This is a genomic window from Faecalibacterium intestinale (assembly GCF_040096575.1).
GTDB lineage: Bacteria > Bacillota > Clostridia > Oscillospirales > Ruminococcaceae > Faecalibacterium > Faecalibacterium intestinale.
On the sequence record NZ_JBBMEN010000014.1, the window covers coordinates 12,598 to 36,029 of the forward strand.

25 protein-coding genes and 2 pseudogenes are annotated in these 23,432 nt (G+C 48.2%); 17 read left to right on the forward strand and 10 right to left on the reverse strand.

All coding sequences use genetic code 11. The features are described from left to right. Window positions 1-40: 40 nt before the first annotated feature. Window positions 41-235, reverse strand: a complete 195-nt coding sequence (locus WMO20_RS09765; protein ID WP_097773950.1) for a DUF3873 family protein — start codon at window positions 233-235, stop codon at window positions 41-43. A gap of 318 nt (window positions 236-553) precedes the next feature. Between WMO20_RS09765 and WMO20_RS09770 the strand changes: the two genes are divergently transcribed. The 3 genes and pseudogenes from WMO20_RS09770 to WMO20_RS09785 all read left to right on the forward strand — a co-directional run. After that, window positions 554-718, forward strand: coding sequence for a hypothetical protein (locus tag WMO20_RS09770; RefSeq protein WP_170126654.1), 165 nt, complete (start codon window positions 554-556; stop codon window positions 716-718). A gap of 265 nt (window positions 719-983) precedes the next feature. Continuing rightward, window positions 984-1,166, forward strand: a complete 183-nt coding sequence (locus WMO20_RS09780; RefSeq protein WP_242889553.1) for a DUF6061 family protein — start codon at window positions 984-986, stop codon at window positions 1,164-1,166. Window positions 1,167-1,443: 277 nt separating this feature from the next. Further along, window positions 1,444-1,617, forward strand: a pseudogene (locus tag WMO20_RS09785) (IS256 family transposase); the annotation flags it as partial. 133 nt (window positions 1,618-1,750) lie between these two features. On the opposite strand, the gene WMO20_RS09790 reads toward WMO20_RS09785, so the two are convergent. From WMO20_RS09790 to WMO20_RS09810, 6 genes and pseudogenes are all read right to left on the reverse strand, one after another. Then, a complete protein-coding gene (locus WMO20_RS09790; RefSeq protein WP_015536507.1) occupies window positions 1,751-2,428 on the reverse strand; it encodes an ABC transporter ATP-binding protein in 678 nt (225 codons plus the stop codon). A gap of 4 nt (window positions 2,429-2,432) precedes the next feature. Beyond that, window positions 2,433-4,862: an FtsX-like permease family protein gene (locus tag WMO20_RS09795; protein ID WP_349186722.1), complete on the reverse strand. Its 2,430-nt coding sequence runs from the start codon at window positions 4,860-4,862 to the stop codon at window positions 2,433-2,435. A gap of 80 nt (window positions 4,863-4,942) precedes the next feature. Continuing rightward, the gene (locus tag WMO20_RS09800; protein WP_349186724.1) at window positions 4,943-5,236 is read right to left on the reverse strand and encodes a hypothetical protein; all 294 of its coding nucleotides are present in this window, start codon (window positions 5,234-5,236) and stop codon (window positions 4,943-4,945) included. A 108-nt stretch (window positions 5,237-5,344) separates the two neighbouring features. Beyond that, the gene (locus WMO20_RS14495; protein WP_353963826.1) at window positions 5,345-5,677 is read right to left on the reverse strand and encodes a cyclic lactone autoinducer peptide; all 333 of its coding nucleotides are present in this window, start codon (window positions 5,675-5,677) and stop codon (window positions 5,345-5,347) included. Next, window positions 5,664-5,894, reverse strand: a pseudogene (locus WMO20_RS09805) (transposase); the annotation flags it as partial. The gene WMO20_RS14495 and the pseudogene WMO20_RS09805, both read right to left, overlap by 14 nt. A 187-nt stretch (window positions 5,895-6,081) precedes the next feature. Next, the gene (locus WMO20_RS09810; RefSeq protein WP_097770897.1) at window positions 6,082-6,438 is read right to left on the reverse strand and encodes a helix-turn-helix domain-containing protein; all 357 of its coding nucleotides are present in this window, start codon (window positions 6,436-6,438) and stop codon (window positions 6,082-6,084) included. Window positions 6,439-6,605: 167 nt separating this feature from the next. Between WMO20_RS09810 and WMO20_RS09815 the strand changes: the two genes are divergently transcribed. The 13 genes from WMO20_RS09815 to WMO20_RS09875 all read left to right on the forward strand — a co-directional run bounded on the left by WMO20_RS09815 (window position 6,606) and on the right by WMO20_RS09875 (window position 18,160). Then, complete coding sequence (locus WMO20_RS09815) at window positions 6,606-7,322, forward strand: LytR/AlgR family response regulator transcription factor (protein ID WP_349186726.1); 717 nt, start codon at window positions 6,606-6,608, stop codon at window positions 7,320-7,322. After that, window positions 7,310-8,632: a sensor histidine kinase gene (locus WMO20_RS09820; RefSeq protein ID WP_349186727.1), complete on the forward strand. Its 1,323-nt coding sequence runs from the start codon at window positions 7,310-7,312 to the stop codon at window positions 8,630-8,632. Before WMO20_RS09815 ends, WMO20_RS09820 begins: the two co-directional genes overlap by 13 nt. Window positions 8,633-8,727: 95 nt before the next feature. Further along, window positions 8,728-9,291, forward strand: coding sequence for an accessory gene regulator B family protein (locus WMO20_RS09825; protein WP_179860380.1), 564 nt, complete (start codon window positions 8,728-8,730; stop codon window positions 9,289-9,291). 15 nt (window positions 9,292-9,306) lie between these two features. Next, entirely contained in the window at window positions 9,307-9,459 is a 153-nt protein-coding gene (locus tag WMO20_RS09830) for a hypothetical protein (RefSeq protein ID WP_154251299.1), read from the forward strand. Between the two features lie 299 nt (window positions 9,460-9,758). Next, on the forward strand, window positions 9,759-11,084 hold the full coding sequence (locus WMO20_RS09835) for an AfsR/SARP family transcriptional regulator (RefSeq protein ID WP_349186728.1): 1,326 nt from the start codon (window positions 9,759-9,761) through the stop codon (window positions 11,082-11,084). A gap of 416 nt (window positions 11,085-11,500) precedes the next feature. Continuing rightward, window positions 11,501-11,785 carry a helix-turn-helix domain-containing protein gene (locus WMO20_RS09840; RefSeq protein ID WP_097800061.1) on the forward strand — a complete coding sequence of 95 codons (285 nt, stop codon included), beginning with the start codon at window positions 11,501-11,503 and terminating at the stop codon, window positions 11,783-11,785. Between the two features lie 528 nt (window positions 11,786-12,313). Further along, on the forward strand, window positions 12,314-13,081 hold the full coding sequence (locus WMO20_RS09845; RefSeq protein ID WP_349186730.1) for a type II toxin-antitoxin system PemK/MazF family toxin: 768 nt from the start codon (window positions 12,314-12,316) through the stop codon (window positions 13,079-13,081). Then, entirely contained in the window at window positions 13,078-13,863 is a 786-nt protein-coding gene (locus WMO20_RS09850; protein WP_097773969.1) for a DUF6551 family protein, read from the forward strand. The genes WMO20_RS09845 and WMO20_RS09850 overlap by 4 nt, the downstream gene beginning before the upstream one ends. 30 nt (window positions 13,864-13,893) lie before the next feature. Then, window positions 13,894-14,139, forward strand: coding sequence for a helix-turn-helix domain-containing protein (locus WMO20_RS09855; RefSeq protein ID WP_349186732.1), 246 nt, complete (start codon window positions 13,894-13,896; stop codon window positions 14,137-14,139). A 90-nt stretch (window positions 14,140-14,229) separates the two neighbouring features. After that, on the forward strand, window positions 14,230-14,517 hold the full coding sequence (locus tag WMO20_RS09860; RefSeq protein ID WP_349186733.1) for a hypothetical protein: 288 nt from the start codon (window positions 14,230-14,232) through the stop codon (window positions 14,515-14,517). Window positions 14,518-14,536: 19 nt separating this feature from the next. Beyond that, complete coding sequence (locus WMO20_RS09865) at window positions 14,537-15,121, forward strand: helix-turn-helix domain-containing protein (protein ID WP_349186735.1); 585 nt, start codon at window positions 14,537-14,539, stop codon at window positions 15,119-15,121. Next, on the forward strand, window positions 15,121-16,512 hold the full coding sequence (locus WMO20_RS09870; protein WP_349186738.1) for a tyrosine-type recombinase/integrase: 1,392 nt from the start codon (window positions 15,121-15,123) through the stop codon (window positions 16,510-16,512). The genes WMO20_RS09865 and WMO20_RS09870 overlap by 1 nt, the downstream gene beginning before the upstream one ends. Before the next feature lie 133 nt (window positions 16,513-16,645). Beyond that, the gene (locus tag WMO20_RS09875; protein ID WP_349186739.1) at window positions 16,646-18,160 is read left to right on the forward strand and encodes an ATP-binding protein; all 1,515 of its coding nucleotides are present in this window, start codon (window positions 16,646-16,648) and stop codon (window positions 18,158-18,160) included. Window positions 18,161-18,232: 72 nt separating this feature from the next. Here the strand turns inward: WMO20_RS09875 and WMO20_RS09880 are convergent, their stop codons facing one another. Together WMO20_RS09880 and malQ are read right to left on the reverse strand one after the other, a co-directional pair. Then, complete coding sequence (locus WMO20_RS09880; protein WP_349186741.1) at window positions 18,233-19,045, reverse strand: Rpn family recombination-promoting nuclease/putative transposase; 813 nt, start codon at window positions 19,043-19,045, stop codon at window positions 18,233-18,235. Between the two features lie 612 nt (window positions 19,046-19,657). Further along, window positions 19,658-21,136 (reverse strand): 4-alpha-glucanotransferase, encoded by a 1,479-nt coding sequence (gene malQ, locus WMO20_RS09885; protein ID WP_349186764.1) that lies wholly within the window; start codon window positions 21,134-21,136, stop codon window positions 19,658-19,660. Between the two features lie 502 nt (window positions 21,137-21,638). Here malQ and WMO20_RS09890 point away from each other — a divergent pair. Continuing rightward, window positions 21,639-22,574: a substrate-binding domain-containing protein gene (locus tag WMO20_RS09890; protein WP_349186742.1), complete on the forward strand. Its 936-nt coding sequence runs from the start codon at window positions 21,639-21,641 to the stop codon at window positions 22,572-22,574. Between the two features lie 218 nt (window positions 22,575-22,792). Here WMO20_RS09890 and WMO20_RS09895 read toward each other — a convergent pair whose 3' ends face one another. After that, entirely contained in the window at window positions 22,793-23,431 is a 639-nt protein-coding gene (locus WMO20_RS09895; RefSeq protein WP_349186743.1) for a kinetochore Spc7 family protein, read from the reverse strand. Window position 23,432: the final 1 nt, after the last annotated feature.

Genomic DNA, 23,432 nt, shown 5'->3' on the forward strand with positions numbered 1-23,432 from the left:
ATTCTAACCCTTTCATGGGGCGGAATCCTCGGCGACTTTTTTAGTTTATGTAGCAGCGATCCTGCGAAACGAGCCAATCTTCACACAGCCGCTGGGCTTCATCTTTCGTTCGGCAGGTGCAGTTGAACAGCTTGCCGTGCAGGGAGCAGTAGGTGTAACGGATTTTCGGCACACCGTTCTCATCCTGAAATTTTGTGTAGCGTTCGTCACCGGGCATCAGATATAGTTGCTCCATTTCTGCATCGTCCTTTCCGTTTTTATGCGTCAGGCACACAACGCACCTATTCTACCACGAACATCGGAGTTATGCCATTGACGCTTGCACCAAAAAGCGACTCGGATTTTTGGAGAGAGTTTGTATTGACACATTCAAAAGCGTTCGGAAGGAACGCGTAGCCTGCACCGAAACGGTGCAGATCAGAAAGGGTTTGGGATTTCCCAACAAGCATTTTGCAACGCAAAATTTGCATTTGTGCGCACGAATGCACTGCTTGCCACAACAATGCGTCCTTTTTGTCCGCAATTTGTAATTTTCAGATTGGAGAAAAACGCCATGGCAAAGACGAAGGCTGAAGAAAAAGCTCTCAACCTTGATCAGATTTTGTTTAACTGCCGGGATTATCTGCGCGCTGCGCGCAACTCCGGCTCGTTCTTTGAAAAGCGTGATATCCCCCGCAGTACAGCCCCGAAGTTCTCAAAAAGGTCATGGAACAGGTAGAGAACTTTGAGGAGAACAATTAAGCATTTTCTCGTTTTAATGTGGGATTAGATTGCTGTAGACCTTAATACAAAAAGATAGATAATGAAAATCTGGTGTCTGCTGGTACCAAAAAGCAGTTTGGCATCCTGAAAGACCTGATGAACCGCTCCGACGTGGATATCATCGTCAACGCCTGTGATGCAGGGTAGTGCGGTTAGGTGACTTAAGAGAGAAAAAAGAGACCTCATCTCGTAAAAAAGTCAATGCGGTCGTCTGCTTCTGTATTGAAATACAGTGGACGACCGCGTTGATCTTTGATGAGCAAGTACTGCCATGCCCCACACAGCGGGCAAAACTGGACGCGCTGCTGTATAATAATCCTTTGGAGTACGCCCAGCTTGTGCTGATTGGTGAGATTGAGCACTATCTCTCACTTGGTTGTGACCACGGTAGAATGGAAGACTAACCTTTAATTAAAATAAACTATCAATAATACACTCGGCAGCTGTATTAAACATATCCATCATGGAAGTGTAGGCGCGTCAAGATAGTTTTGGGGAATTCATTGCGGTAAAGCGGTAGAAGTAAGACATATGATGCCATGGAGAACCGTTTGTCTGGTATTAACAATTGAATCAAGAGCTCAAAGAACGCCATAAACGATATTCCCTGAGACCAGCCCAATAATTGTGTAAACCTCCGGAGAGGTGTAAAATAGAAGCATCAGGATGGAGGGGAAAGATATGTCCCGAAGCCCGGAAGAAAAAGCCCGGAGAGAGAAAATCCGTGAACTGCTGCAGCTTGCAAATGTCAGCAGCATGGACGACATTCAGGAACTGTTCAAGGATACCATCGCTGAATTCATGGAAAATGGTTTGGATGCGGAGCTGGAAGAAGACCTTGGATACAGCCGGTACCCATAAAAATACCTCCAAAGTAGATTTTGGTTATTTAACCTGTCTACTTTGGAGGTATCATATCATCTAAAAAAGTCAGGTACTCTTTCCACATGGAAAACCAAGGGAGAGAGAGTAATATTCGGCTACCTTTTTAAATGCTATCCAACCTAATCTCTCCGTCCTCCATCTCCAAAATTCGATCTGCAGCCTGGGCCAAATCCGGGTCATGGGTCACATAAACCACCGTCTGATGCTGCTCGGCAGCTACAGCTCGTATCAGGGAGAAAACCTCCTCGCTGTTTTTGCGGTCCAAATTACCGGTGGGTTCGTCCGCCAGTACCACCGCCGGGTGAACAATCAGCGCCCGAGCAATGGCAGCGCGCTGCTGCTGTCCGCCCGAAAGCTGACCGGGCTGGCGGTGCAGAAGGTCGGCCAGACCAAGACGCTCGGTCAAAAATTTGAGGTATGCCTCATCGACGGCCTTTTTATCCAGCATGAGGGGCAGCAGAATATTGTCCCTTATCGTGTACTCCGGCAGAAGGTTGAAGGCCTGGAACACAAAGCCCAGCTTTGTGCGGCGCAGCCAAGCAAGCTCGTCGTCCGGCAGGTCGTACAGGCTCTGGCCCTCAAGCAGTACCTGTCCGCTCGTGGGTGCGTCCAGCCCGCCAAGGGCCTGCAAAAGTGTGGATTTGCCGCAGCCGCTTTTGCCGATAATGGCCGTGAAGCTGCCGCGCTCGATGCCCACGCTCACGCCTCGCAAAGCGTGCACAGTGCCCTCGCCGCTGCCGTAGACCTTTGTCAAATTTTTTGCTTCCAGTACGATATCCATACGGTCAGGCCTCCTCTTTCATGTTTTGCACCGGGCTGCACCTCACGGCCAGCGACAAGGGCCGCAGCTGCAGCCACAGCATAAGCACAAGATACCCCGCACACACCGCCAGATGCAGCGCCCACGGGTATTCCGAGCCGCGCATTGGCAGGCTGGTGAGCACATGTGTACCGCCAGCCCGTGTTGTCATGAGGCGGGCCGTCGTGATGGCCCACAGCAGGGCCACCGCCGCATGTCCTATGACCAGCGAGCACGCCCCGGCCGCGACGGTCTGCCGCAGACCGCTGCGCAGTAACATCCTGCGCGCAGTGCCCTCGGCCTGAAGGATACCGATGCGCCGCCGCTGCTGCTGCCAGTAGATATAGAACAGGTTCCACAGCAGGAACACGGCCAGCGCTGCGCCCAGCACGCCCGCTGTCGCACAGAGGAAGGCTGCGGACGAACCCTCCTGCCAAAGCCGCTGTGCGGTTTCGTAGTCGTTCGATTTCAGCACGCCGCCGCGTCTGGTGACCAGGGCGGCGATGGATTTTTGTGTCGCATAGGCGGCATCTTGATCCAGACGCACATTGATGGCTGTGTAGCCGTAGGCCTCGCCTACTTCGTCTGCCCACAGCTGCTGGCCAAGCGTCTCGCTGCAAAACACCGCATACGGCGAGACTATCACACCGCTGAGCGCCAGCAGGTCGTCCGGCAGCTCGGCAAAGCAGCCGCCGATGGTCAGCCCTTTCGTCAAGTCCTCGTCCGACGTCAGGGTCGGATAGCGCAGCGTCATCTGCTGGCCCGTAAAGTCCGCCGTACCCTCGGCCCACTGTGTCACGCCAGTTTCGTCAAGCACAAAGCTCTGCGAATACAACAGCACGCTCTCGCCCGAGAGCAGAGCGTCTATGTCCACCTCACCGCCGCACTCTGCGGCCAGCTGGCGCAGAGTGCTTTCCGGCAGGGCATAGACCTTTGTCTCCACCGTGGCCTCGTCCCACATCCTGAACGCTGACACGCTGCGGCTCTGGCCCATGTACAGCTGCCAGTACCCACGCTGGGCAAAGACCTCGCTCACAAGCCCGCTCTGGAACGGCAGCTCCGTGCGCACGGCGACGTCCTGCACGTCCGGCAGGCTGTCAAGGTCCTGCGCAAGACCGCTTGTCAGCGCCTCGCGCACCGACTGTATCTGCACTGCGGCGGTATCGGCCTTGCGCTGATAGGGCAGCAGGCTCCACGCAGTCAAAAACACACAGCTGAGCGCCAGTACAAGACCGACAGCGTTCAGCGCCACGACTCGCAGCGGCAGCGGACTGAGTATGCGCACCCTGCGCTGCGGCCTAACACGCTTTTGCGGCAGATGGGTCTGCGTCTGCCCGGCCTGCTGTACGGCTGGCAGCAGCATACCCGCCAGAATGGCCATAGCGCAAAGAGCAAGGCCTGCGCACAGCTGCCCGGCAGGCACGCTGAAATATTCAAGATTGCCCTGCACGGCCAGCCCTGCAACACAGAGAGCCGCGCCAAGGACCGCTCCAAGCGGCAGACTGACCGCGAGCAGCAGCACGGTCTCCCACAGGCACAGGCGCAGTATCATACCCTTGGCCGCGCCGATCATGCGCAGAGTGACAAGGCCCTGCTGACGGCGGCGTAGCTGGATGGAGCACAACCCAAACACGGCGCACAGCGTCAGAACGGCACAGATGCCCACAAAGACCGCAAGCCCGGTATCTCCCTCGGCCTGCGTGGGATAGGCATAGGTGTTTTGCACCCACGTCGGGTCCTGCGCGCCGTCGACATAAGGCACAACAGGCGTTTCTCCCTCGGCATAGCAACAGAGCAGCTGCACCGTGGGCTGCCACGCGGCGGGCAGGCTGTCCGCATCCGCGAGCACAGCGTCCACCGGCAGGTTATTATCCACCGCCCAATAGGCATCGTAGGATGGCAGCACACCGCAGAGAGTGTATCGCAGCGCAACGGCGTCGCTCTCGCCGTTTTTGGCCAGAAGCTCGATCTCCTGCCCCAGCTCATACGAAGCGCCAAGGCTGTCCAGCACCGAGGTCGTCAGCGCGATCTCGTGCGACGTCTGCGGCAGATGTCCGCTCAAAAGCTCTAGCCTGCCGCACGCAAAATAGCGCTCATCCGCCGTGCCCAGCGCACCAAACGCCAGCCCCTGCGCGTTGACAAGGCTGGCGTACTGCTGCGCTTTGCCCACAGCGGTGGGCGCTGTGCTCTGCACGAACTGCTCGGCCTGCTCGTCGTCGAGCGCATAGCGCGCGATCTGCCACGAGCCATAGATCGACTTGCGAGTCTCGTCCTGCGCCCGCGTGCCGCTGGCCGCATAGCACAGCATGGCCGTCATCAGCGCAAACGCCGCTGCAAGCACGCACAGCATCATGCGAGTGTCACGCCTGCGGCCTGCAAGGCCACTGTATGCCAGTTTGCAAAGTGCGGTGTGCATAGACATCCTCCTTTGGGTGCAAAGCACATTGAGTTATATGATTTTAAGCTTTCTTCTATACGAGCTTTAGAAGATATAGCTTATGCACGTCCCAAATCTACATCATAATAATAGTAGGTTCCACAACGAAGGCAAACATACATAAATGTTTGATATCTGTGGATGCTCTTATCCTCTTCATCCCACTTGAAGAATTCGCTTCCCACGGCAGATGCTTTCCATGCGTGTGGGCAAACAGCAAGAAGCGACGCTGAATCATCCCCCAAAAGTGTATTTGACAGAGGGTCAACAACTGCCGGAGATGTAGCAAATGTAGCAAAGCTCATTGCAACGCAGACGGACAACGTAAGGACGAACGAAATGAGTCTCTTCATACTTTTTCCTCTTTCTTTTTAGATAGAGTTGTATTTGGATATCACATTATTGTAATACCATATCTCTATCAAAATTACAAATGTGTCATCAATAGAATCCTCTAGGAATCACTTGTACTCTGAACTCTTTGGAATCTCTGGCTGGTATGCGGTAAAGAAACAGGTGCTGTTCACGCTCGCTTTTGCGATTGCCAATGCAATAGCACTAGCCGCTTTACCGATGACACAGCGCCAACTTGAAGACCCACTCATTTTTATACACCACCTTTCCTTTTGAATATATTTGTCAGTTGCTCCACTTGGCTTTTTCGATTTTTCCAACAGCGGAACAACTGCAAAGACAATCAAAACCCATTTCGATAAGTAGTAGATCGTTAGCGCTCTGGAGCGCGGGGTGATATTAGAAACAGCAATCACGACTGTGTCAAGGGAAGTTCGCATGGATGGCTGTATCGAAACCAGTCAAATTGTCTGTACATGCGATAAAAATATCCTCTACGCCCCGATTCCTCAGACCATTCAGTACGGTCGCCCAGAACCTTGCGCTCTCATTCTCGCCGACCCACATCCCCAGAACATCTTTGCGGCCGTCCAGATCAAGGCCGATGGCAATGCACACTGCTTTCTTTACGATTTGCCCTTCGCTGCGGACATGGTAACCATTGATACAATCAAATCACAAGAATCAATCTCTGTCCACGATTTTGTATCAAAATAGAGAAAACTTGTAACGAAATCGGTGTGGCTGCAAACAATATGACCCTCAACACTGGGCATCCAGCATTGAGGGCCATGTCTCTAAGTTATCTTTTGCATTGTTCTCGCACTGTATTGCAAATCAATCGTTAACCGAAGGCTTTTATTATGTCATGAAGAATTTCCATCTGCTGTGGGGAAAGATCATTTCCTTTTTGACTTGGTGAAAGCAGTTCATTACGGAGTTTAATTAAAGTTTTCTTTTGCGCACCAGTCAATCCAGAAAGAGATAGTACTTCTGGCGCATCCAGTCCTAGGAGTTCATCTGTTGAAATGCTAAATAAGGATGAAATGCTTGCAAGAACATCCAACGGAATTGCATGTGCATCACTCTCATATCCACTAACCGTGGATACAGCCTTATTTAACCGTTTAGCCAAATCCGCCTGCGTCCAGCCACGACTTTCCCTCAGCTTTTTTAGCTTTTCTCCTAAATAATGCTCCATTCCCGTACACTCCTATCCTATATAAAGTGTACTATTTGAAATTTCAACATAATCGTACTATACTACATATAATGTTCGATTATGTTGAAATTTGATTGACTTGTGAGGAGCAGGGCTGTATGTTGTGTGATAAAAAGCATTCCCATGTGCACTGGAGGGATTTCAAAATGAATGTCTTGGTTTGTGACGATGACCAGCAGATCGTTGATTCTATTATTGAAGAACTCAAAAAGAAAAGCGAGGAAACGCATGTATCATCAAGATTTTATGGTTTTTCTCAACCAAGCCAAATAGACTTATCACTTCCTTATGATATTGCGCTTCTGGATATTGATATGGGCGAAACAAATGGAATTGAGCTTGCCAGAAAGTTACGAGCGAGCAATGAAAACATTGTGATTATCTTCATTACGAATTTCATTCAGTATGCTCCAGAGGGATTTGAGGTTCAAGCCTTTCGATACTTACTAAAAGCAGATCTCTCTGCTAAACTTGATTCTTACTTTGATTCAGCCGTCCAAGAAGTGCTTCGGCGGAAACAGCTTATCACAATTTTAATCAACTCTGAAATTATCGATGTACCTGTAAATGACATTCTGTATTTAGAATCTCATCGAAGAATCATTGTCATGCACCTGTTGGACGAAAAACGTCCAGCATACCAGTTTTACGGTAACATAACGGAACTATCCGAAAAAATTGAGCCACTCGGTTTCCTTCGTATTCAAAAAAGCTATCTTGTCAATATGCACTATGTCGAAATCTTTCAATACAATAAAGTCCAATTGCGCGGTGGTCTTTGTCTGGCTCCAAGCGAAAAGAATTATAGTGAGCTAAAACAGAAATATTTACACTGGCGAGGTAAAAGTAGATGGATGCTTTAATCAGTTTGGTTTACACAATCATAGATTCAGTCTGTGTATGTCTGTTTTTAGACGCTTTTGCTTCGCACCGTTGGAGGGATCATAGATTCCTTGTCGGTGTAATAGTTCAAACTATTTTAATGTATGCATCTATTGAATTCAGTGTTATTGCCTTAAATCGAAACCAAATCGTCAAAATTCTCTTGATTCTACTATCCTGCTTTATTGTTGCCAGAACTCTATATGAAAATATCTCAGGAAGGTTTTTATTATTTCTTATTGTTGTAGAATATCTCTTGACTTATAGTTTATCTTTTGCAGTCGGAATGCTTGCAACTTCGGTTTGTGGGATGGATGCTCAGACGTTTCAAGCCGATAAGACTTTATCTCTAATCTATGGAATCTCTTATTATTCTGCTGAATTGTTTATTATTGCACTGTTTCGTAAAATAATGCTTCAGCGTATAGGCAACAGGCCCAGAAGCGATGCTCAACATTCGCAGCTGATACTGTACTTTCTATTTCCATGCGCATCGTTTGTAATGCTTGTGATCCTACTTTACGTTACAAGCGGTCATAATATAGAAGAGTTTGTTTCTGCTGGCTGTTGTATTCTCATTTTTATTTCAAATGTCGCAGTCCTCTTTTTATTGGAGCGAATGGAGTATGCCGCATTGGAAAGAGAACAGTTATTGATGCTTAACCAGCAGATTCAGCTGCAATCGAAAAACATGACTTCGGCAAGCGAACTTTATTCTGCCCAAAGGAAAAAAGTTCACGATTTTCGAGCGCACCTGAATATCCTAAATCAATTGATGAAGAATCAAGAGTATTCTGCCGCTGAAGAATATCTTGAAAAAATCACCGAACAGCAAACTGATCGACTATTCCTTGTCAACACACACCATCCTATCTTGGATGCACTTTTCAACACAAAAGCTGCCGAAGCAACTCAAAAGAAGATCAGTATTGATTTTGAAGTGAATGATCTATCAAATCTTCCATTTGATGCCTCTGATATAGTAGTGCTTCTATCAAACCTCTTGGATAATGCCATTGAAGCGTGTCAACGGTACGATAAAGGTGACAAAACGATTCATGTCATGGCGGTTGCGCAACAAGACTTTTTTATCTCTGTCCGAAACACATCAGAACCTGTTACAATTATAAACAGTTCCATTCCAACTACAAAACCAGAACCACAGCTGCATGGTTTTGGACTTGCGAACATCCGACTGATTCTTGAAAAATACAGCGGCGAGTATACCATGTTCTATGAAAATGGGTGGTTCCAGTTCACCGCTGATATACCGCTCACTCCGATTTCGTGACAAAAAAAGTCCATTTCGTTACATTATTGTGGAAATTGTAGCTCAACTTGTGTATTCTTTCTTTCAAGAAAGTTCTTTTAATGAGGATTGTCGCAATGAAAGATTTTGCAATGCAATTAACGCAAAAGTGCGTGTCGATGGGATTGCTTGATGAATCTTATTCTGAATGGTTTGCATATAGCATCGAAAAAAGAGTGACAACCTTATTCACTTGGCTTGTGCAGTGTCTGATTGGCGGTTTTTGCTTTGGCTGGACCTTAACGATTTCATTTTCTGTGTTCTTCCTCTTAATTCGGAAATACACAAACGGTTATCATGCTGCTACTTATAGTAAATGCCTGTTCTGTTCCATTTTATTAGAAGTAGTTCTTCTTGCTTCAATCTCCTACGTTTTCCGTACAGGCTTGGCGTTGCTTTTCTTAACTATAGTTTCTGATATTACAATTTTGTATATTGCACCAGTTAACAATAAAAGCATTCACTGGTCAACAAATGAATTTAAGGCTGCAAAAATAGCTGTTCGTTGGTTATTATTGATTCTAAATATTTTCGCAATTTTGTTGGTGGGAACTCAAATCGCTCCTTCCATACTACAAGGGTTGGTCGCAGCATTGACTGCTGATGCAATAACATTATCCATTTCACGCTGTCAAAATTGAAAGGAGGGCATACAAATGAAAATTCAAGTCAAACAGTTCGCCAAAAAGAAAATTGAAGCTCTGGTGAAGAAGGATATGCAGGAGTGGCCTCCGGGTTGTGCAGGCTGGATGTATCAGCCGAAGCGTCCCTATGTACCTGAGAAGCATCTGCAAGAAAAACGAAAATAAGTTCAATCCTGAGATGGCATGGTCGCTTTCCTGTTTCAACAGCAAAAAGCACTATGCCATTTTTCTTTGTTGGTGACTCCGATTTCGTTACGAATTTTCTCCATCTTATTACAGAAATGTAGACAATATTGCTTGCTGGGTATACAGTGTAAGAAAGGATGGCACAATGCACAAATCGAAAGGAGTTACTCCGATGCAGCAATATAACTTTGAATGAAATTCAAACTTATCAATCAAGTTTCATCGCACAGAGTGGATGAGGCTAAGGATGCTGTGCTTTTTTGTCGGAGGTGTTCCTTATGCTATCGTCTGAACAGAACTACGAAGCGCAGAATTTCGAGAGTGTCCAGTGCGCCATTGATTTTGAAAACACGATGAACGAGCTGGAGAAACAATTATACTATCGTCATCTTCCGCCAAAAGAGGTTGCCTTACGAGTCATGGAAGCCGCCTGTAAATTCTACGCCGCTGATTGGTGCGGTTTAATTCAGGTCGATCTCGATTTAGGGTTATGGAAACCATATTGGTGGCACAACGAATGTTCGGAAGATAAAACTACAGCTCTGACAAATGAATTTGAATCATCTGAATTTCTTGATCGCTGGGTGAGAGCCGTGCGCCGTGGAATTCCGATGGTAGTTTCTGACACTGAACTGATCAGAGAGCAATACCCGGATGAGTACAGCCTATATCAGCGCCTTGGCATTCAGTCGGTTTTGGCGATTCCCTTGGAACCTCGCCCGGTTGCATTGATTGCTGTTCGCAACCCTAAACGGTACATTTGCCAAACCAGTATGCTGAAACTGCTGGCCTATGTACTGTTGGTCGCTTACAATGATAGCCGGATGGTTGATGGTCTGAATATGACTTTGGCACCGGAAAATATTAAAAGCAGCCACGACATTTTTATCAGTCTGTTCGGTGAACTGAGAATCTATACGTCTCGTGGCGTTCTGCGTGAATCTGATTTGAAATCACCCAAGATCAGCCGATTACTTACCTATCTACTCCTTTCCCAGAAAAAAACTGTTCCCCCGATGGAGATCGTTCAAAACATTTGGCCAGAGGAAATGGAAGATGCAGAAGTACCCGGAAAGAATATGAAGTATCTGATTTATCGGCTTCGGCAGGCATTCAGCCTGATTTCGGATGAACAACTTGTACTTTCCACCGCATTTGGCTACCAGTTAAATCCCAATCTGCACATCACAACAGATTTTCAGAAATTTGATGAACTGACAGTTGCTGCGGCAAAGGCAACCTCCGTTGTAAACAAGGTTGGGCTGATGGAGAAAGCTGTTGAACTGTATCAGGGGAAACTTCTTTCTTCTGCAGAAGGTGAACACTGGCTGGTTCACACAGCAAATCGATATCATTTTGCGTATATGAGTACCGCTAACGAACTGTTGAAGCAGTTGATGACCATTCACGCCTATGATTTGATTCACCAATATGCAGCACTGGCATTGACGATCGCTCCTGAAAATACAAAAGCCTATTACTGGCTCATTCAGTCCTACCTGAAACAGAATATGGAGGAGATGGCCACAGGTGAACTAGTTGCTGCAAGACAGAAGCTGCCGGATGAAGAGTATCAGAAACTGCTTCAAGAACTCAAAAAATAAAACAGCGCTACTACGTCATACCACTTTCGTGCAACTTTCACGCAACTTCTGTACAACCTCATTTTTTCATAAATAGAACCATACCACCTTCACGCAACCGTCATACCACTTCCATGCAACCCTCGTGTGCTATGATAGCAAAGCAGTTTTAAGCCTTGCTGTCTGGCCGCGAGGGTTTTATTTTTTGTAATCTTTCCAGCCAGACACCAGCTTTCGACTCGCAGAATCCAAAAAACATATCGAAAGCCTGAGATGCATTAAAGGCCGAGGATACTTATACTGCTTTCCATTTTCGGATGGAAAGGTATCAGTAACCTTTTCTTTTAATGCGTCTTTTTTTTCGCTGAGAAAAGCCCGTAAACTGTCCCACAGTGAAGTGTCCTCAACCTCCGCATCCGGCGGAAAGGACCTTCATTATGTTCAGTACGAAAGAATTTGGTCAGCGTGTCAGCAATCTTCGGAAAGTTCGCAATCTTACCCAAGATGAGCTTGCATATCGAGTAAATGTAAATAAAGGTCATATTAGCCGAATTGAGCGTGGCACAGTTGCTTGCTCCTTAGAACTTCTTATTGATCTTTCAAATGAGTTGCACACCAGCACGGACTTTCTTTTAACCGGTATTGGCCCTTCTAATGATTTTGCCAAAGAGGAAATCGACACTGCCATCAGTATTCTTTCTTCCATAAAGCAACTGCTGTAATTTCAGGGTTTGGAATTTTCTTCCAGAAATAGGCCTACTAAGCCTACAAGGTAGGCCTACGAGGCCCACGCATTTCACAATTTGAGCCGCTATACTATAAGCAAGCCAGACAACATCTGGCATCCGCCCCTTGAAAATTGAACACGCATTCTTCAGTCACGTTCCTGTGATGATGAGCCACGTCCGTAACAAATGCGATGATCTCCCACTGAGGGAATGAGCGGTAGGTTGACGGTAAATGGATGACAGCTTCTCCATAGCTATGATCCATCACAGAATAATGATACTTCTGCCTTCGGGCAGCTCGGTGAGAACCACGGAGAGGTGAGAACCCTATGGATTCGGTACGCTGCCGGACGGCTGAAAGATTTCCCACACGAAAACAGAGTTTTCGGTTTCCGGGGATGTCGGGGACAAATACGGAAAGGTATAGAACTATAAATCACAGCAATTTGCTGTTTGAGATAGTAGGGTGGGCTGTGCGAGCAGCCCACTGTTACATATACGGATAGAAAGGAGAAATCCAAATTGGCCACACGAGGTAAAAAAGAGAAAGAGTATCCGCCTATGCCCGCAAACTGGATGTACAAGCGCGGGGATGTCTACATGATGGATCTGAATCCTTACAGCGGTTCCGAGCAAGGCGGCATCCGACCTGCCATTGTTGTCCAAAACGATGACGGTAATTTTTATTCCAATGTTCTTCTGGTCGTTCCGCTGACAACACAGATCAAAAAGCGAAATATGCCAACGCATTTTATTCTGCACAATCGCTTTTTGAGTGCGCCATCTATGGCGATTTGCGAAAGTCCGCGCCCCGCAGATAAATCCAGAGTGTTAAGCTACCTTGGGCACCTGTCCAAATATGAAATGCGGCAAGTGTCAGTGTGTCTGCAATACAGCTTTGGCTTCATTGGGTATAAGTCATTCCGAAAATACCTTACGGCTCCTCCGCAAGAGGATGTTCTCGCCGCTGCAAAAGAGCTGCTCTCCCAGCAGTTTCAGAATCTTCGGGTGCTGAACAGTCAGCCCCCTGCTCTCGCCAAGCACACAAAAGGCGATCTACATAGCATTGAGCAGATATCGGAAAGGATGCTCTCCACCCCGACGGAATCTTCTGTTGAGTTCATTGTTGCAGAACTGGATGATGCGCTTCAATCGCTTATGTTCCGCTGGAATATCTGTTATGAACGGTATTCCGCTTTCCGCTTATCCGATAACGAAAAGAAGAAAATCGGTTTGATTATCCAATCAGGAATTGATTTTCTGCAAAAGAAGAAGGAGGTTCCTTTATGATGAACGCAGTTGTAAAACCTTACCATGAGATGTGCCTGAACAGCAGCGAACTGATCGTGCCGCGCGACACTTATCAGCGTGCTCTTCACCCCGCTCGTGTTGCCCGCATCGCAAAAGAATTTGACGAGCGGGTTGCCAATGAGCCGAAGATCAGCTTCCGGGATGGTCACTACTATGTGATGGACGGACAGAACACCATCGCTGCACGGAAATTTCTGAACGGCGGCGAAGATTTGCAGATTCGCTGCAAGGTTTATTTTGGTATGACAGAACGAGAAGAAGCCCTCCTGTTTGCACAGCAGACAGGCATTTCGGAACGGCTGAGTGCAGGACAGAAGCTCCGTGCCCTGATTTTTGCAGGGGAGCCTGCTGCCGTTGCATTCCAGCAGGCCACCGAATTGGCTGGCGTTCATCTTTCTTTTGAAGAAGGCCGGGGCAAGCAGCGGATCAGCTGCATCGCAACCGCCTATCACGAATTCATCCGGCTTGGTCCTGAACTGTATATCGAATCCCTTGATGTTTTGCTGAATGCGTGGGACGGAGAACCTGATTCCATGAGTTCTGCAAATCTGCTCGGCATCTGCCGCTTTGTAGAACTGTACCACTCCGAATACAGTAAAAGCCGTCTGATTGCCAAACTGCGGCAGGTCGATGCATTCACGATTTTTCGCCTTGCACGAACCGCAGGCGTAAGCCTTCCCGGCAAGACGAAGTACCTTCAGCAGGTCTATACTATTTATAATGGTGGCAGCCGCCGGGCTGCATTGCCGCTCAAGTTTTAACTTTAAGTATATTTAACGAGGTATTATCCAATGATTATCCATGAAGAACCTTCGCCCAACTCGGTTTCCTCCCCTGTTTCCACAGCAAAGGACAGCCGCTGCTATACCGTAGAAGACCTGATGGAAATGCTGCTCCTGAGCCGTCCCACTGTCTACCGTCTACTGAAGCATAATGAATTCCGCTGGTTCAAGGTAAGCGGCGCTTACCGTATTTCCAAAGCCAGCTTTGAAGCATGGCTCAATGATGGCACTGTTGAACGCAATCCCGCTGTTTGACATCCTCAACATTTCACGCGAAATCTGCTATTCTTTAGCCGGGATGAGAAATCCCGGCTAAACTTTTACATAGATAGAGAGGTGTCTTTCATGGATGATATGCGGAATACTTCGGCTCCCTTATACGGAAAAGCTGAACCTGCCACTACCAAAACCACCATGTCGGTTCGTGAGATGCGGCAGCTTCTCGGCCTTGGCAAAACAGACAGCTATTGGCTGCTTCATAAGAATCTCTTTGAAGTCATTCTGATAAACGACAAAAGGCGTATCGTTATTTCCAGCTTTGAGAAATGGTATGCCAATCAGGTCAAATATCATAAGGTCCAATGGTTCGCCACCGGGCGAGGAACTTTGCAAACGGTCCTATTCCGTTCCTGACGCCGCCGAGATATTGAAGGTGAAACCCGAAACGATCTATACACTCATCCGACAGGGCAAGTTGAAAACAGAAACGGCAGACTTCTGTATGAGAATTCCCAAAGAGGACTTTGAGCGGTGGTACCGATCACAAAGTCGCTACCGCACAGCAGCCGACCGTGAGCGTGACCGGGAGATTGAAGCGCAAACCATCTCCATCCCGGAAATGGCAAAACTACTCGGTATCCCACGCAAGAATGTTTATGGGATTCTTGATTGCAAAAAATACCGAGATTGTTTCGTCATTGAGCGCGTGGCCGACAGGCCGCGCATTACCAAAAAAAGTTTTAAGGCATGGCTTAAAAGCCAATCTACATACCAACTTCAAAAACCGAAAAAAGAAACGCATGAGGAGCCGCCGCTAAAACTGCAATGTCCCAAGAATGGGAAATACTACAGTTTTCAGGAAATTCAGGCTTTTTACGGAATCAGCCGCCCAACACTTGACTCGTGGGTTCTCAAAGAAGGAATTCCAACGATGAAGTTGGGAAGGGTAAAACGCATCCAAAAAGATGCTTTCGATGAAGTTCTGAAGTCCAAACGTAAAGTAGAGGAGGATGTATAATGGCTAGCATTGTCAAACGCAATAACCGATACTGCGTTGTCTATACCTACAAACACACTAATGGAACGCTAAAGCAGAAATGGGAAACCTTTACCGACCTTGCAGATGCCAAAAACCGTAAGAAAGAGGTCGAATACAAAGAATCCGTCGGTACCTTTGTGGCACCCCAGTGCCGAACTCTAAAAGACCTGCTTAAAGAATACGTCACCCTGTACGGAAGAACCAAATGGGCACTTTCAACCTATCAATCAAACACTGCACTGATTTCAAACTACATAGAACCGCTTATCGGCTCAATGAAGCTGCAAGATCTCACCACCCGCGTAATTGAGGGATATTATCAGCGGCTGCTTAAATACGAAGCCGTTGACCCTATGTGTGGAAAGCGTCAGCATCAATACGTTTCTCCCGGCACAGTTCGTTCGGTTCACAAAATTTTGAGAAGTGCCTTTGAGCAGGCCGTAAAGTGGGAACTTATGGAAAAGAATCCCTGTATTTATGCCACCTTGCCCAAATACACTGCAAAGAAGCGTGATATCTGGACTGCCGAGACCCTGTTCCATGCCTTAGAAGTCTGTGATGATCCACGGCTCCGGCTTTGCATCAACCTCTCCTTCTCTTGTTCCCTGCGCTTAGGGGAATTGCTCGGTCTGACATGGGATTGTGTGGATATCTCCCCCGAAAGCATTGAAGCCGGGCGAGCCTCCATTTACATAAATAAGGAATTGCAGCGTGTAGATATTGCTTCGCTGAACGCCTTGGAAAATAAAAATGTCATCACTCGTTTTCCCTCGCTGAGTTCCCGCTGCACCACGGTCCAGGTTCTGAAAAGCCCTAAAACAGACAGCAGTATCCGAACCATTTTTCTCCCCAAAACAGTTGCTGAAATGCTTGTCCACTATAAAGCCGAGCAGGACATGACAAAGGACGCACTGGGTGCAGAATATACGGACTACAATCTTGTAGTTGCCGGCCCATTGGGAATGCCAACTGAGCAGTCTACCATCAACGGTGCATTGAAGCGGTTGATTGAGAAAAACAATCTCCCAAAAGTGGTCTTTCATAGCTTCCGACACTCCAGTATTACATACAAACTCAAGCTGAACGGCGGTGATATCAAAGCCGTTCAGGGTGACTCCGGCCATGCACAGGCTTCGATGGTCACAGAGCAGTATGCACATATCTTGGATGATGATCGGCGTCTGAATGCACAGCGTTTTGATGATTTCTTCTACCAGCATCAGGGCGCAGAGCCTGAAATGCCCCATCAAACAGCGCAGCCCATCCCTGAAAACAGCGCGGTCGATGCCGATGCGGCAGCAGCACTTACCAAATTGCTGGCCAACCCCTCTATGGCCGAACTCATCAAAAATCTTGCAAAGAACTTATAATCCTCTATACATAAACAGCGACAGCTTTCCGATTGGGAAAACTGCCGCTGTTTATGCTTTTAAATCACTCTAGACTTTTTCGCTTGACGAATGCTATAATATTATTAGATTTTCATGATTGGAGGTTTCCTTTATGAGTACCATTAGCGCACACCCGGTTTCTCCCATCGAATTTAACGAGGATACCATACGCGCCATCTTTGGTCATGAGGCTGCTGAAGATGAAACAATCGAGCGATTAAAGTCTTATTATTTAAAAACCAACATCTATAACAGCATGAAAAGTCAAATTCCACTTTTGATTTTGGTTGGGCATAAAGGTGTTGGAAAATCCGCATTATTAAAAGTGTTAGCGTCTGAAGATGGCGATGAAGGACGTATTCCTATAACTGTTCAACCCAACGATATTTTTGACCTAGATGTTTCTGAAGCAAATTTTCTGAAAAAAATCGAAATATGGAAAAACGGTCTAGCTACAATCATCTTTAACAAGTTGGTTCAATCGCTCAATGACCCAATTACATCCCGAATTTCAAATAAGACCTTTGCTGAATGGTGTTCGCGTTTCAACAATCTTTTACTAGCAACTTTTGGAAAAAAACTTACCGACCTACAAACTGAGGCCATCAACCTCTCTAGCTCCACTTTCACATCCATGTTAAAGAATACACTTTTCAGTGAAAAACCAATTGTTATTTACTTGGATGACCTAGATCGTGGCTGGGAAAACACCACCGCTGATATTAAAAATTTATCTGCAATGCTAAATGCCGTCCGCGATTTAAGTCGTGATATGCAAAATCTAAAGTTCCGCATTGCATTAAGAAGTGATGTTTATTATGCCGTTCGCACCTCTGATGAAACAACTGACAAAATTGATGGCAGTGTAATTTGGCAAAGCTGGTCAAACCATGAAATACTGGTTATGCTTATCAAACGCATTGAAACATATTTTGGACGTGAAATCAATCAAGATTTTTTACTTTCCCAAAAGCAACGTGATATTTCTCACTACTTAAATCAAGTATTTGAAGAACGTTTTCACGGGAGTGGTCACTGGGAAAATGCTCCTATGTATCAGGTTCTAATGTCACTTATTCGAAAGCGTCCGCGTGATTTGGTCAAACTATGTACATTAGCTGCAAGAAAAGCCTATCAGAATCACCATCATCTTATTTTAACAACTGATCTTGAAAGTGTTTTCAAAAACTATTCCAATGATCGCTTGACCGATACAAGCACCGAATACAAATCCGAACTTCCCATGATACAAGAGTTGCTTCTGAAAATGAAGCCCTCCCAAAAAGAACTTCTAGCATCTCCCTGCCTTTTTACCAGAGAACAACTCATAAAAAAGTTAAGCAATATACTCTCTATGAGCCATTTTACTTTTAAAGATGGTAAGGAAGTAACACCTCAGAGTCTGGCGGCTTTTCTGTATAAGATAAACTTTATCACTGCTCGCAAGAGCACCGGAAGCGAAATCCTACGAGTATATTACGATGAGAATCAGTACATTTATAACGATTTCACTGATTTTGGTTATTCTTATGAGATTCATCCTGCCTATCGTTGGGCTCTCCAGCCCAGTTCACCTGCTGCTCTTTTCCGACAGATTGAATTGCTAGAAAGCGACGACCAGCCCTAGTTCTTCATAATAAACAAAACAACGGCAATCCTCCCACCATGGGAAGTTGCCGTTGTTTTTGGTTAAACCTTATTATGCGGACTTCTTGTCATCTAATGCCTTTACTTCCTCAATAGAAAGCTTTGTATACCGAGCGATTTGCTCATACGGAAGCCCATCTGCGAGCATCGTTTTCGCGCTCTCGATAGCTTGTTCGCGTTTTGTTTCTTCTCTCACTTCTTCAAATGCTCTGCACATCGTTGCCACTCCCTTCGTATCTTCTTTGAAATAACGCACCCGCTGTGCCAGAACAGGATAGTTCATGTCATCCGGGTTCGTACAGGTAAAGTCGTGCATCAGCTTTCCCAATGCGGTGTCGTCTTTGATCTGAGAGTTTACATAGATAATATGTGCTTCATCTCCGAAGGATTTTCCCATTTCCTCAATGATGCGATTGATATGATAAATAGGAAGTCCACCCCGAAGCACATCGTTCTCTGTGATAAAGATTACATAGGTCTCGTTCAGTGCGTCATACGCATCGCCCTTTCGGGTGAGATTGGCATCCAGCAGGCTGCTGTTATATCTTGCCCTCTTTGCGACTGCTCCACTGTCACTGCGCTGAACCTCGACATTGTAGGCACGATTTTCATGATCCACTGCCAGAATGTCAAGCCGCACGGAACGACCCTGTATATTGTTCAGGTCATGCTGCCCATGGACTTCTTTAACCTTTAAATCATCCCGATTCAGGATGATCCGGAGCAAGAATTCCGCACACGGCTTATCTTCAAAGACCTTGCTCATGAAGTTATCGTCCATGAGTCGGAAGTCGCGGATACGCCGCAGATCTTCCTCATGTTTGCGCTCGAAATCAAGGTCTTTTTGTATTTTGACTTCTGCCATCAGTTCACCTGCTTTCTGTTCCTTGTCTAAGGTAAGAATACCATAAAATCGTTCTATTTACAAGATGAAGCCCTTCCTACTACATAGGCCAGAATCCTTTCATAGCGTGTTCTGGCCATGTTCCTATTGCAACTATGATTCCGACATGGTATCATAAATCCAGAAACAGGCTTCAGCTGCTTTTTACAACTGGTGTTCTTCTGGTGCCTATGAACAGCCACGCGCCTCCCAGCTAATGAAAGGTGAGCGTTGTACAATAGAGCGGCCACTTTTCATTAGCTCAGCTAATTTCCAGCTAATGAGCATCTGTTTACACAGAATAAAAAAGGTTCGAATCCATTTACATACGTTGACATCCCAACAAAAAATTCATTGATATAGAGTAGAATATATTACCCTATTTTGCAATGGGTTTACAGATGCACGGGCTACTCCTAAGCGGAAGGCCGTGTGTTCGAATCACATCGGGGACGCCACTTAAAAATGCGAAGATCATTTTTCCATGGGAAAGACGATCTTCGCATTTTTCATTTTGAACCTATCACCAAAATCAGCCAGCGAATGCCATTAGCAGAATTTTCAGTTCCGGCTAATCAAGCTCCATAGAGCACCTTATGCCCAGTTCATCCGGCCGTAGCGGGTGGTCAGCTGGCAGATCTCCTTTTGAAGCTTCTTTGTCAGCTGGGTCTTTTTCAGCCGCCAGCGCCAGTTCTGGCCTACGGTAGAGGGCTTATTGGTGCGGGCGGCGTTATCCAGCCCCAGCCAGTCCTGCATGGGGATGATGCATCTTGCCGCTGCACTGCGCAAAATCAGTGCGATCATGTTTTTATAAAGCTGCTCGTCCGGGGTGGCGTAGTCGTACAGGTAATCCCGCACCATGGCGCGCTCGGCGTCCGAGATGGTCTGGTACCACGAGACCAGCGTCTCGTTGTCGTGGGTGCCGGTGTACGCCACGCTGTTCACCGGGTAGTTGTGGGGCAGGTAGTCGCTGGCGCTGCCGGTATCGCGGGAGTCAAAGGCAAATTCCAGCACCTTCATGCCGGGGAAGCCGCTGTCCCGCACCAGCTGCCGCACGGTGTCGCTCATGTAGCCAAGATCCTCGGCAATGATCTCCCGCTTGCCCAGCGCCTGCTCCACGGCGCGGAACAGCTCGATGCCGGGGCCTTTTTCCCAGTGGCCATCCACCGCGGTCTCGCTGCCGTAGGGGATGGAGAAATACTCATCAAAGCCGCGGAAGTGGTCGATGCGCACCACATCGTACAGCTCAAAGCAGTACCACAGCCGGGTGATCCACCACTGATATCCGGTCGCGCGGTGGGCTTCCCAGCGGTAGAGCGGGTTGCCCCACAGCTGACCGGTAGGCGAAAAGCCATCCGTGGGAACGCCCGCCACTGCCGTGGGAATGTTGTCCTTGTCCAGCTGGAAGAGCCCCGGGTTTGCCCATGCGTCTGCCGAATCCAGCGCCACATAGATGGGGATATCACCAATGATCTGGATGCCCTTGCTGTTGGCGTAGGCTTTCAGCTTGCGCCACTGCTCGTCGAACTTGAACTGAAGATACTTGTGGTACTCCACCTCAAAGTACAGCTCCCGGCGGTAGTAGTCCATGGCGGGCTGCCAGCGCAGACGGATATCCTCTGTCCACTCGATCCACGGCTTGCCCTCAAAGCGATCCTTCACCGCCATGAACAGGGCAAAATCGTCCAGCCACCACTTGTTTTTCTCGCAGAATGCCGTAAACGCTTCGTTGTGGCCGATGTCGCTGCGGGAGTACGCCAGCCGCAGCAGACGGCCGCGCTCGGTATACAGGCGGCTGTAATCAATGTCGTCTGCCTTGCGGCCGAAGTTTGCCTTTTTGCACTCGGCGGCGGTCAGCACTCCTTCCTCCACCAGTGCGTCCAGACTGATGAAATAGGGGTTGCCCGCAAAGGCGGAAAAGCTCTGGTAGTGGCTGTCGCCGTAGCTGGTCACACCCAGCGGCAGGATCTGCCAATAGGTCTGTCCGGCTTCCTTGAGCCAGTCCACAAAGTCGTATGCTTCCTGCGAGAAGCAGCCGCTGCCCAGCACAAGGTCGTAGCCCTCGCCCCGCACGTCGGCTTCGCTGTTGAAGTCGCCCAGCAGAAAGGCGGTCTTTTTTGTGCCCGCCGCCTTTGAAAGCTTTTCCCACTGGGGAGCGAAAGGCTCTACCTCGTCCTTCCACCAGCCCAGATGCACCGTATAATACCAGACATCTCCTGCACAGATGCCCAGCGTGCGGCGGGTCCTCCAGTTGCTGTAATCATTGATCTGGCTCAGCAGCAGGTTTTCGGCGGCGGTGATGGGTGCACGGCTGAACACCGCCGCGCCCTCATCGTAAATGTCGTAGCCCACCTTTGCCGGAAGCCAGCTCCAATAGTAGTGCACACCCCGCGCTTCCAGCATTTTTGCCACGGCTGCGGCGTGGTTGTCCGCTTTCAGCAGCACCATATTGCCGGGGCAGGGGTAGTACCCCGCCGGAGCCTCTGCCAGCAGCGGCGCAGCGGCGGTTTCGCCCTCCACGGTGTCCCGCACCTGCAAGGACAGCCCTTCCATCAGCCGGGAGACCAAGTAGCGGGTGCGCCGCATCATGGCGCAGCTGGGCTACGAGCCGAATTTTGAGGCCGAACCGGTGGAGGCTTTTTCCAAGACCATCGGCATCATTCTGCCCTCCTCCCAGCGGGACGTCTACGAAAACGCCTTTCATCTCGAGATCATCCGCGGCATCGGGCAGTTCTGCAACCAGCGGCGGTATGTGAACACGGTCATCACCGGGCAGGACGATGCCGAAGTGCTGGACGCCATCCAGAGCATGGTGGCCAACGCACAGGCGGATGGGTTTATTTTGCTCTATTCCAAAAAGGACTGCCCGGTGGCGGCGTATCTGCGCAACGAGGGGCCGCTCCATGTCATTGTGGGCAAGGCAGCGCAGTCTGCGAACCAGACCATCTACATCGACAACGACAACGCCCTTGCCGGGGAGGAAGCCGCCGATTACCTTTATGAGATGGGCCACCGCCGCATTGCGTATTTCGGGGTCAATAACGCCATGCTGTTCTCCGCAGAGCGCAAGCGGGGTTACCAGATGTCCCTGCTCAAGCACGGCATCACTCCCCGGGAAGAGGACTGTGTGGAGGTCAACACCCTGAACGACGCCTACGAGGGGGCGCTGAAAGCCCTGCTCACCGCGCCGGACCACCCCACCGCCATGCTGGTCAGCGACGACATCCTTGCTGTGGTGCTGGAACAGTTCTGCGGCAAACTGGGACTGCGCGTCCCGAAGGACCTGTCCATCGTGTCCTTCAACAACTCGCTGTTCTCCCGCATCACCAGCCCGCAGCTGACCACCGTGGACGTGAACCCCTACCAGCTGGGCATGGAAGCCGCCAGCCAGACCATCAACCACATCGAGAACCCGAACCTTCTGGCAACAAAGATCATCGTGCCGCATAAGCTCATCCCCCGGGAGAGCTGCTGCCCGCCGCCGGAGGTCTATAGCAATTCAACTTTTTAATGCAATAGCAACATCGTTGAATTGCATATCGCAGAGATGCCGTTTTGATGTTGCGCTAATTTCTTGACTTGCGATAATAAGAATAATGGGACTGTTTTCTCTTTTTCAGAGAAGAGGGGGTACAGAGCCCCGCTATGCAAAAAGTCCACTTGCCCCTGCGATCGACCAGATAAAATCTTTGGCATTGTGGTCAAAATTGTGGTCAAAATCAAATGAGGTCAGCCCATAAACGAAAAAAATCCAACGATTTCCAACGTGAAATCGTTGGATTTAAATAGTCCAGCAGAACTGGGCAAATCCGAACTTGTCGGGGCAAGGCCCCTCCATCTTGCTTGCGCAAGACCGTTCTGTTGCTCAAAAGCCCCACTGGGGCTTTCGTTGCTTCGCAAACGCAAACTTTTTTCTCCGCAATCGGTGGTCAAAGCGTCCTCAAATCGGACGGTTTGGGTGCCATCCTTGTAGTTGAATGTGAGCAGCATCCGGTCATCGTACAGAAAAATGGCATTCACAAAAATTTCAATCAGCGCTTTCCGCTGCTTTTTCTGCGAAATATCGAACTTTCTAAATTTCATCAGCCAGAATCGGATGAAATCCTCATTGAAGCTGGGCTTCTTCAATTTTTCATCTGCGATTTTTACAGTCAGCTCTTCTTTCTGGCTTTCCAGCGCTTCCAGACGCTCTTTCGTTGTCCGGGTGTACAAGCCGTCCTCGATTGCCTTCATCAGGTTGTCCAGCTTTTTGTTGACCTCTCGCAGTTGCTTTTCCAGCAGCGGGATCGTGGTATTTTCCTGATTCTGGACATCCATGACCAATTGAACGATCTTGTCGATCACCGCATCGTCCTGAATCAGCTTCATC

What these genes read in the sequence shown, in the direction of transcription:
- WMO20_RS09880 (WP_349186741.1), bottom strand. Translation starts at nt 19,045, where the DNA reads ATGGCAGAAGTCAAAATACAAAAAGACCTTGATTTCGAGCGCAAACAT.
- WMO20_RS09825 (WP_179860380.1), top strand. Translation starts at nt 8,728, where the DNA reads ATGAAAGATTTTGCAATGCAATTAACGCAAAAGTGCGTGTCGATGGGA.
- WMO20_RS09830 (WP_154251299.1), top strand. Translation starts at nt 9,307, where the DNA reads ATGAAAATTCAAGTCAAACAGTTCGCCAAAAAGAAAATTGAAGCTCTG.
- WMO20_RS09870 (WP_349186738.1), top strand. Translation starts at nt 15,121, where the DNA reads ATGGCTAGCATTGTCAAACGCAATAACCGATACTGCGTTGTCTATACC.
- WMO20_RS09810 (WP_097770897.1), bottom strand. Translation starts at nt 6,438, where the DNA reads ATGGAGCATTATTTAGGAGAAAAGCTAAAAAAGCTGAGGGAAAGTCGT.
- WMO20_RS09795 (WP_349186722.1), bottom strand. Translation starts at nt 4,862, where the DNA reads ATGCACACCGCACTTTGCAAACTGGCATACAGTGGCCTTGCAGGCCGC.
- WMO20_RS09770 (WP_170126654.1), top strand. Translation starts at nt 554, where the DNA reads ATGGCAAAGACGAAGGCTGAAGAAAAAGCTCTCAACCTTGATCAGATT.
- WMO20_RS09875 (WP_349186739.1), top strand. Translation starts at nt 16,646, where the DNA reads ATGAGTACCATTAGCGCACACCCGGTTTCTCCCATCGAATTTAACGAG.
- WMO20_RS09855 (WP_349186732.1), top strand. Translation starts at nt 13,894, where the DNA reads ATGATTATCCATGAAGAACCTTCGCCCAACTCGGTTTCCTCCCCTGTT.
- WMO20_RS09850 (WP_097773969.1), top strand. Translation starts at nt 13,078, where the DNA reads ATGATGAACGCAGTTGTAAAACCTTACCATGAGATGTGCCTGAACAGC.
- WMO20_RS09820 (WP_349186727.1), top strand. Translation starts at nt 7,310, where the DNA reads ATGGATGCTTTAATCAGTTTGGTTTACACAATCATAGATTCAGTCTGT.
- WMO20_RS09835 (WP_349186728.1), top strand. Translation starts at nt 9,759, where the DNA reads ATGCTATCGTCTGAACAGAACTACGAAGCGCAGAATTTCGAGAGTGTC.
- WMO20_RS14495 (WP_353963826.1), bottom strand. Translation starts at nt 5,677, where the DNA reads ATGCGAACTTCCCTTGACACAGTCGTGATTGCTGTTTCTAATATCACC.
- WMO20_RS09860 (WP_349186733.1), top strand. Translation starts at nt 14,230, where the DNA reads ATGGATGATATGCGGAATACTTCGGCTCCCTTATACGGAAAAGCTGAA.
- WMO20_RS09790 (WP_015536507.1), bottom strand. Translation starts at nt 2,428, where the DNA reads ATGGATATCGTACTGGAAGCAAAAAATTTGACAAAGGTCTACGGCAGC.
- WMO20_RS09765 (WP_097773950.1), bottom strand. Translation starts at nt 235, where the DNA reads ATGGAGCAACTATATCTGATGCCCGGTGACGAACGCTACACAAAATTT.
- WMO20_RS09815 (WP_349186726.1), top strand. Translation starts at nt 6,606, where the DNA reads ATGAATGTCTTGGTTTGTGACGATGACCAGCAGATCGTTGATTCTATT.
- WMO20_RS09800 (WP_349186724.1), bottom strand. Translation starts at nt 5,236, where the DNA reads ATGAAGAGACTCATTTCGTTCGTCCTTACGTTGTCCGTCTGCGTTGCA.
- WMO20_RS09840 (WP_097800061.1), top strand. Translation starts at nt 11,501, where the DNA reads ATGTTCAGTACGAAAGAATTTGGTCAGCGTGTCAGCAATCTTCGGAAA.
- WMO20_RS09895 (WP_349186743.1), bottom strand. Translation starts at nt 23,431, where the DNA reads ATGAAGCTGATTCAGGACGATGCGGTGATCGACAAGATCGTTCAATTG.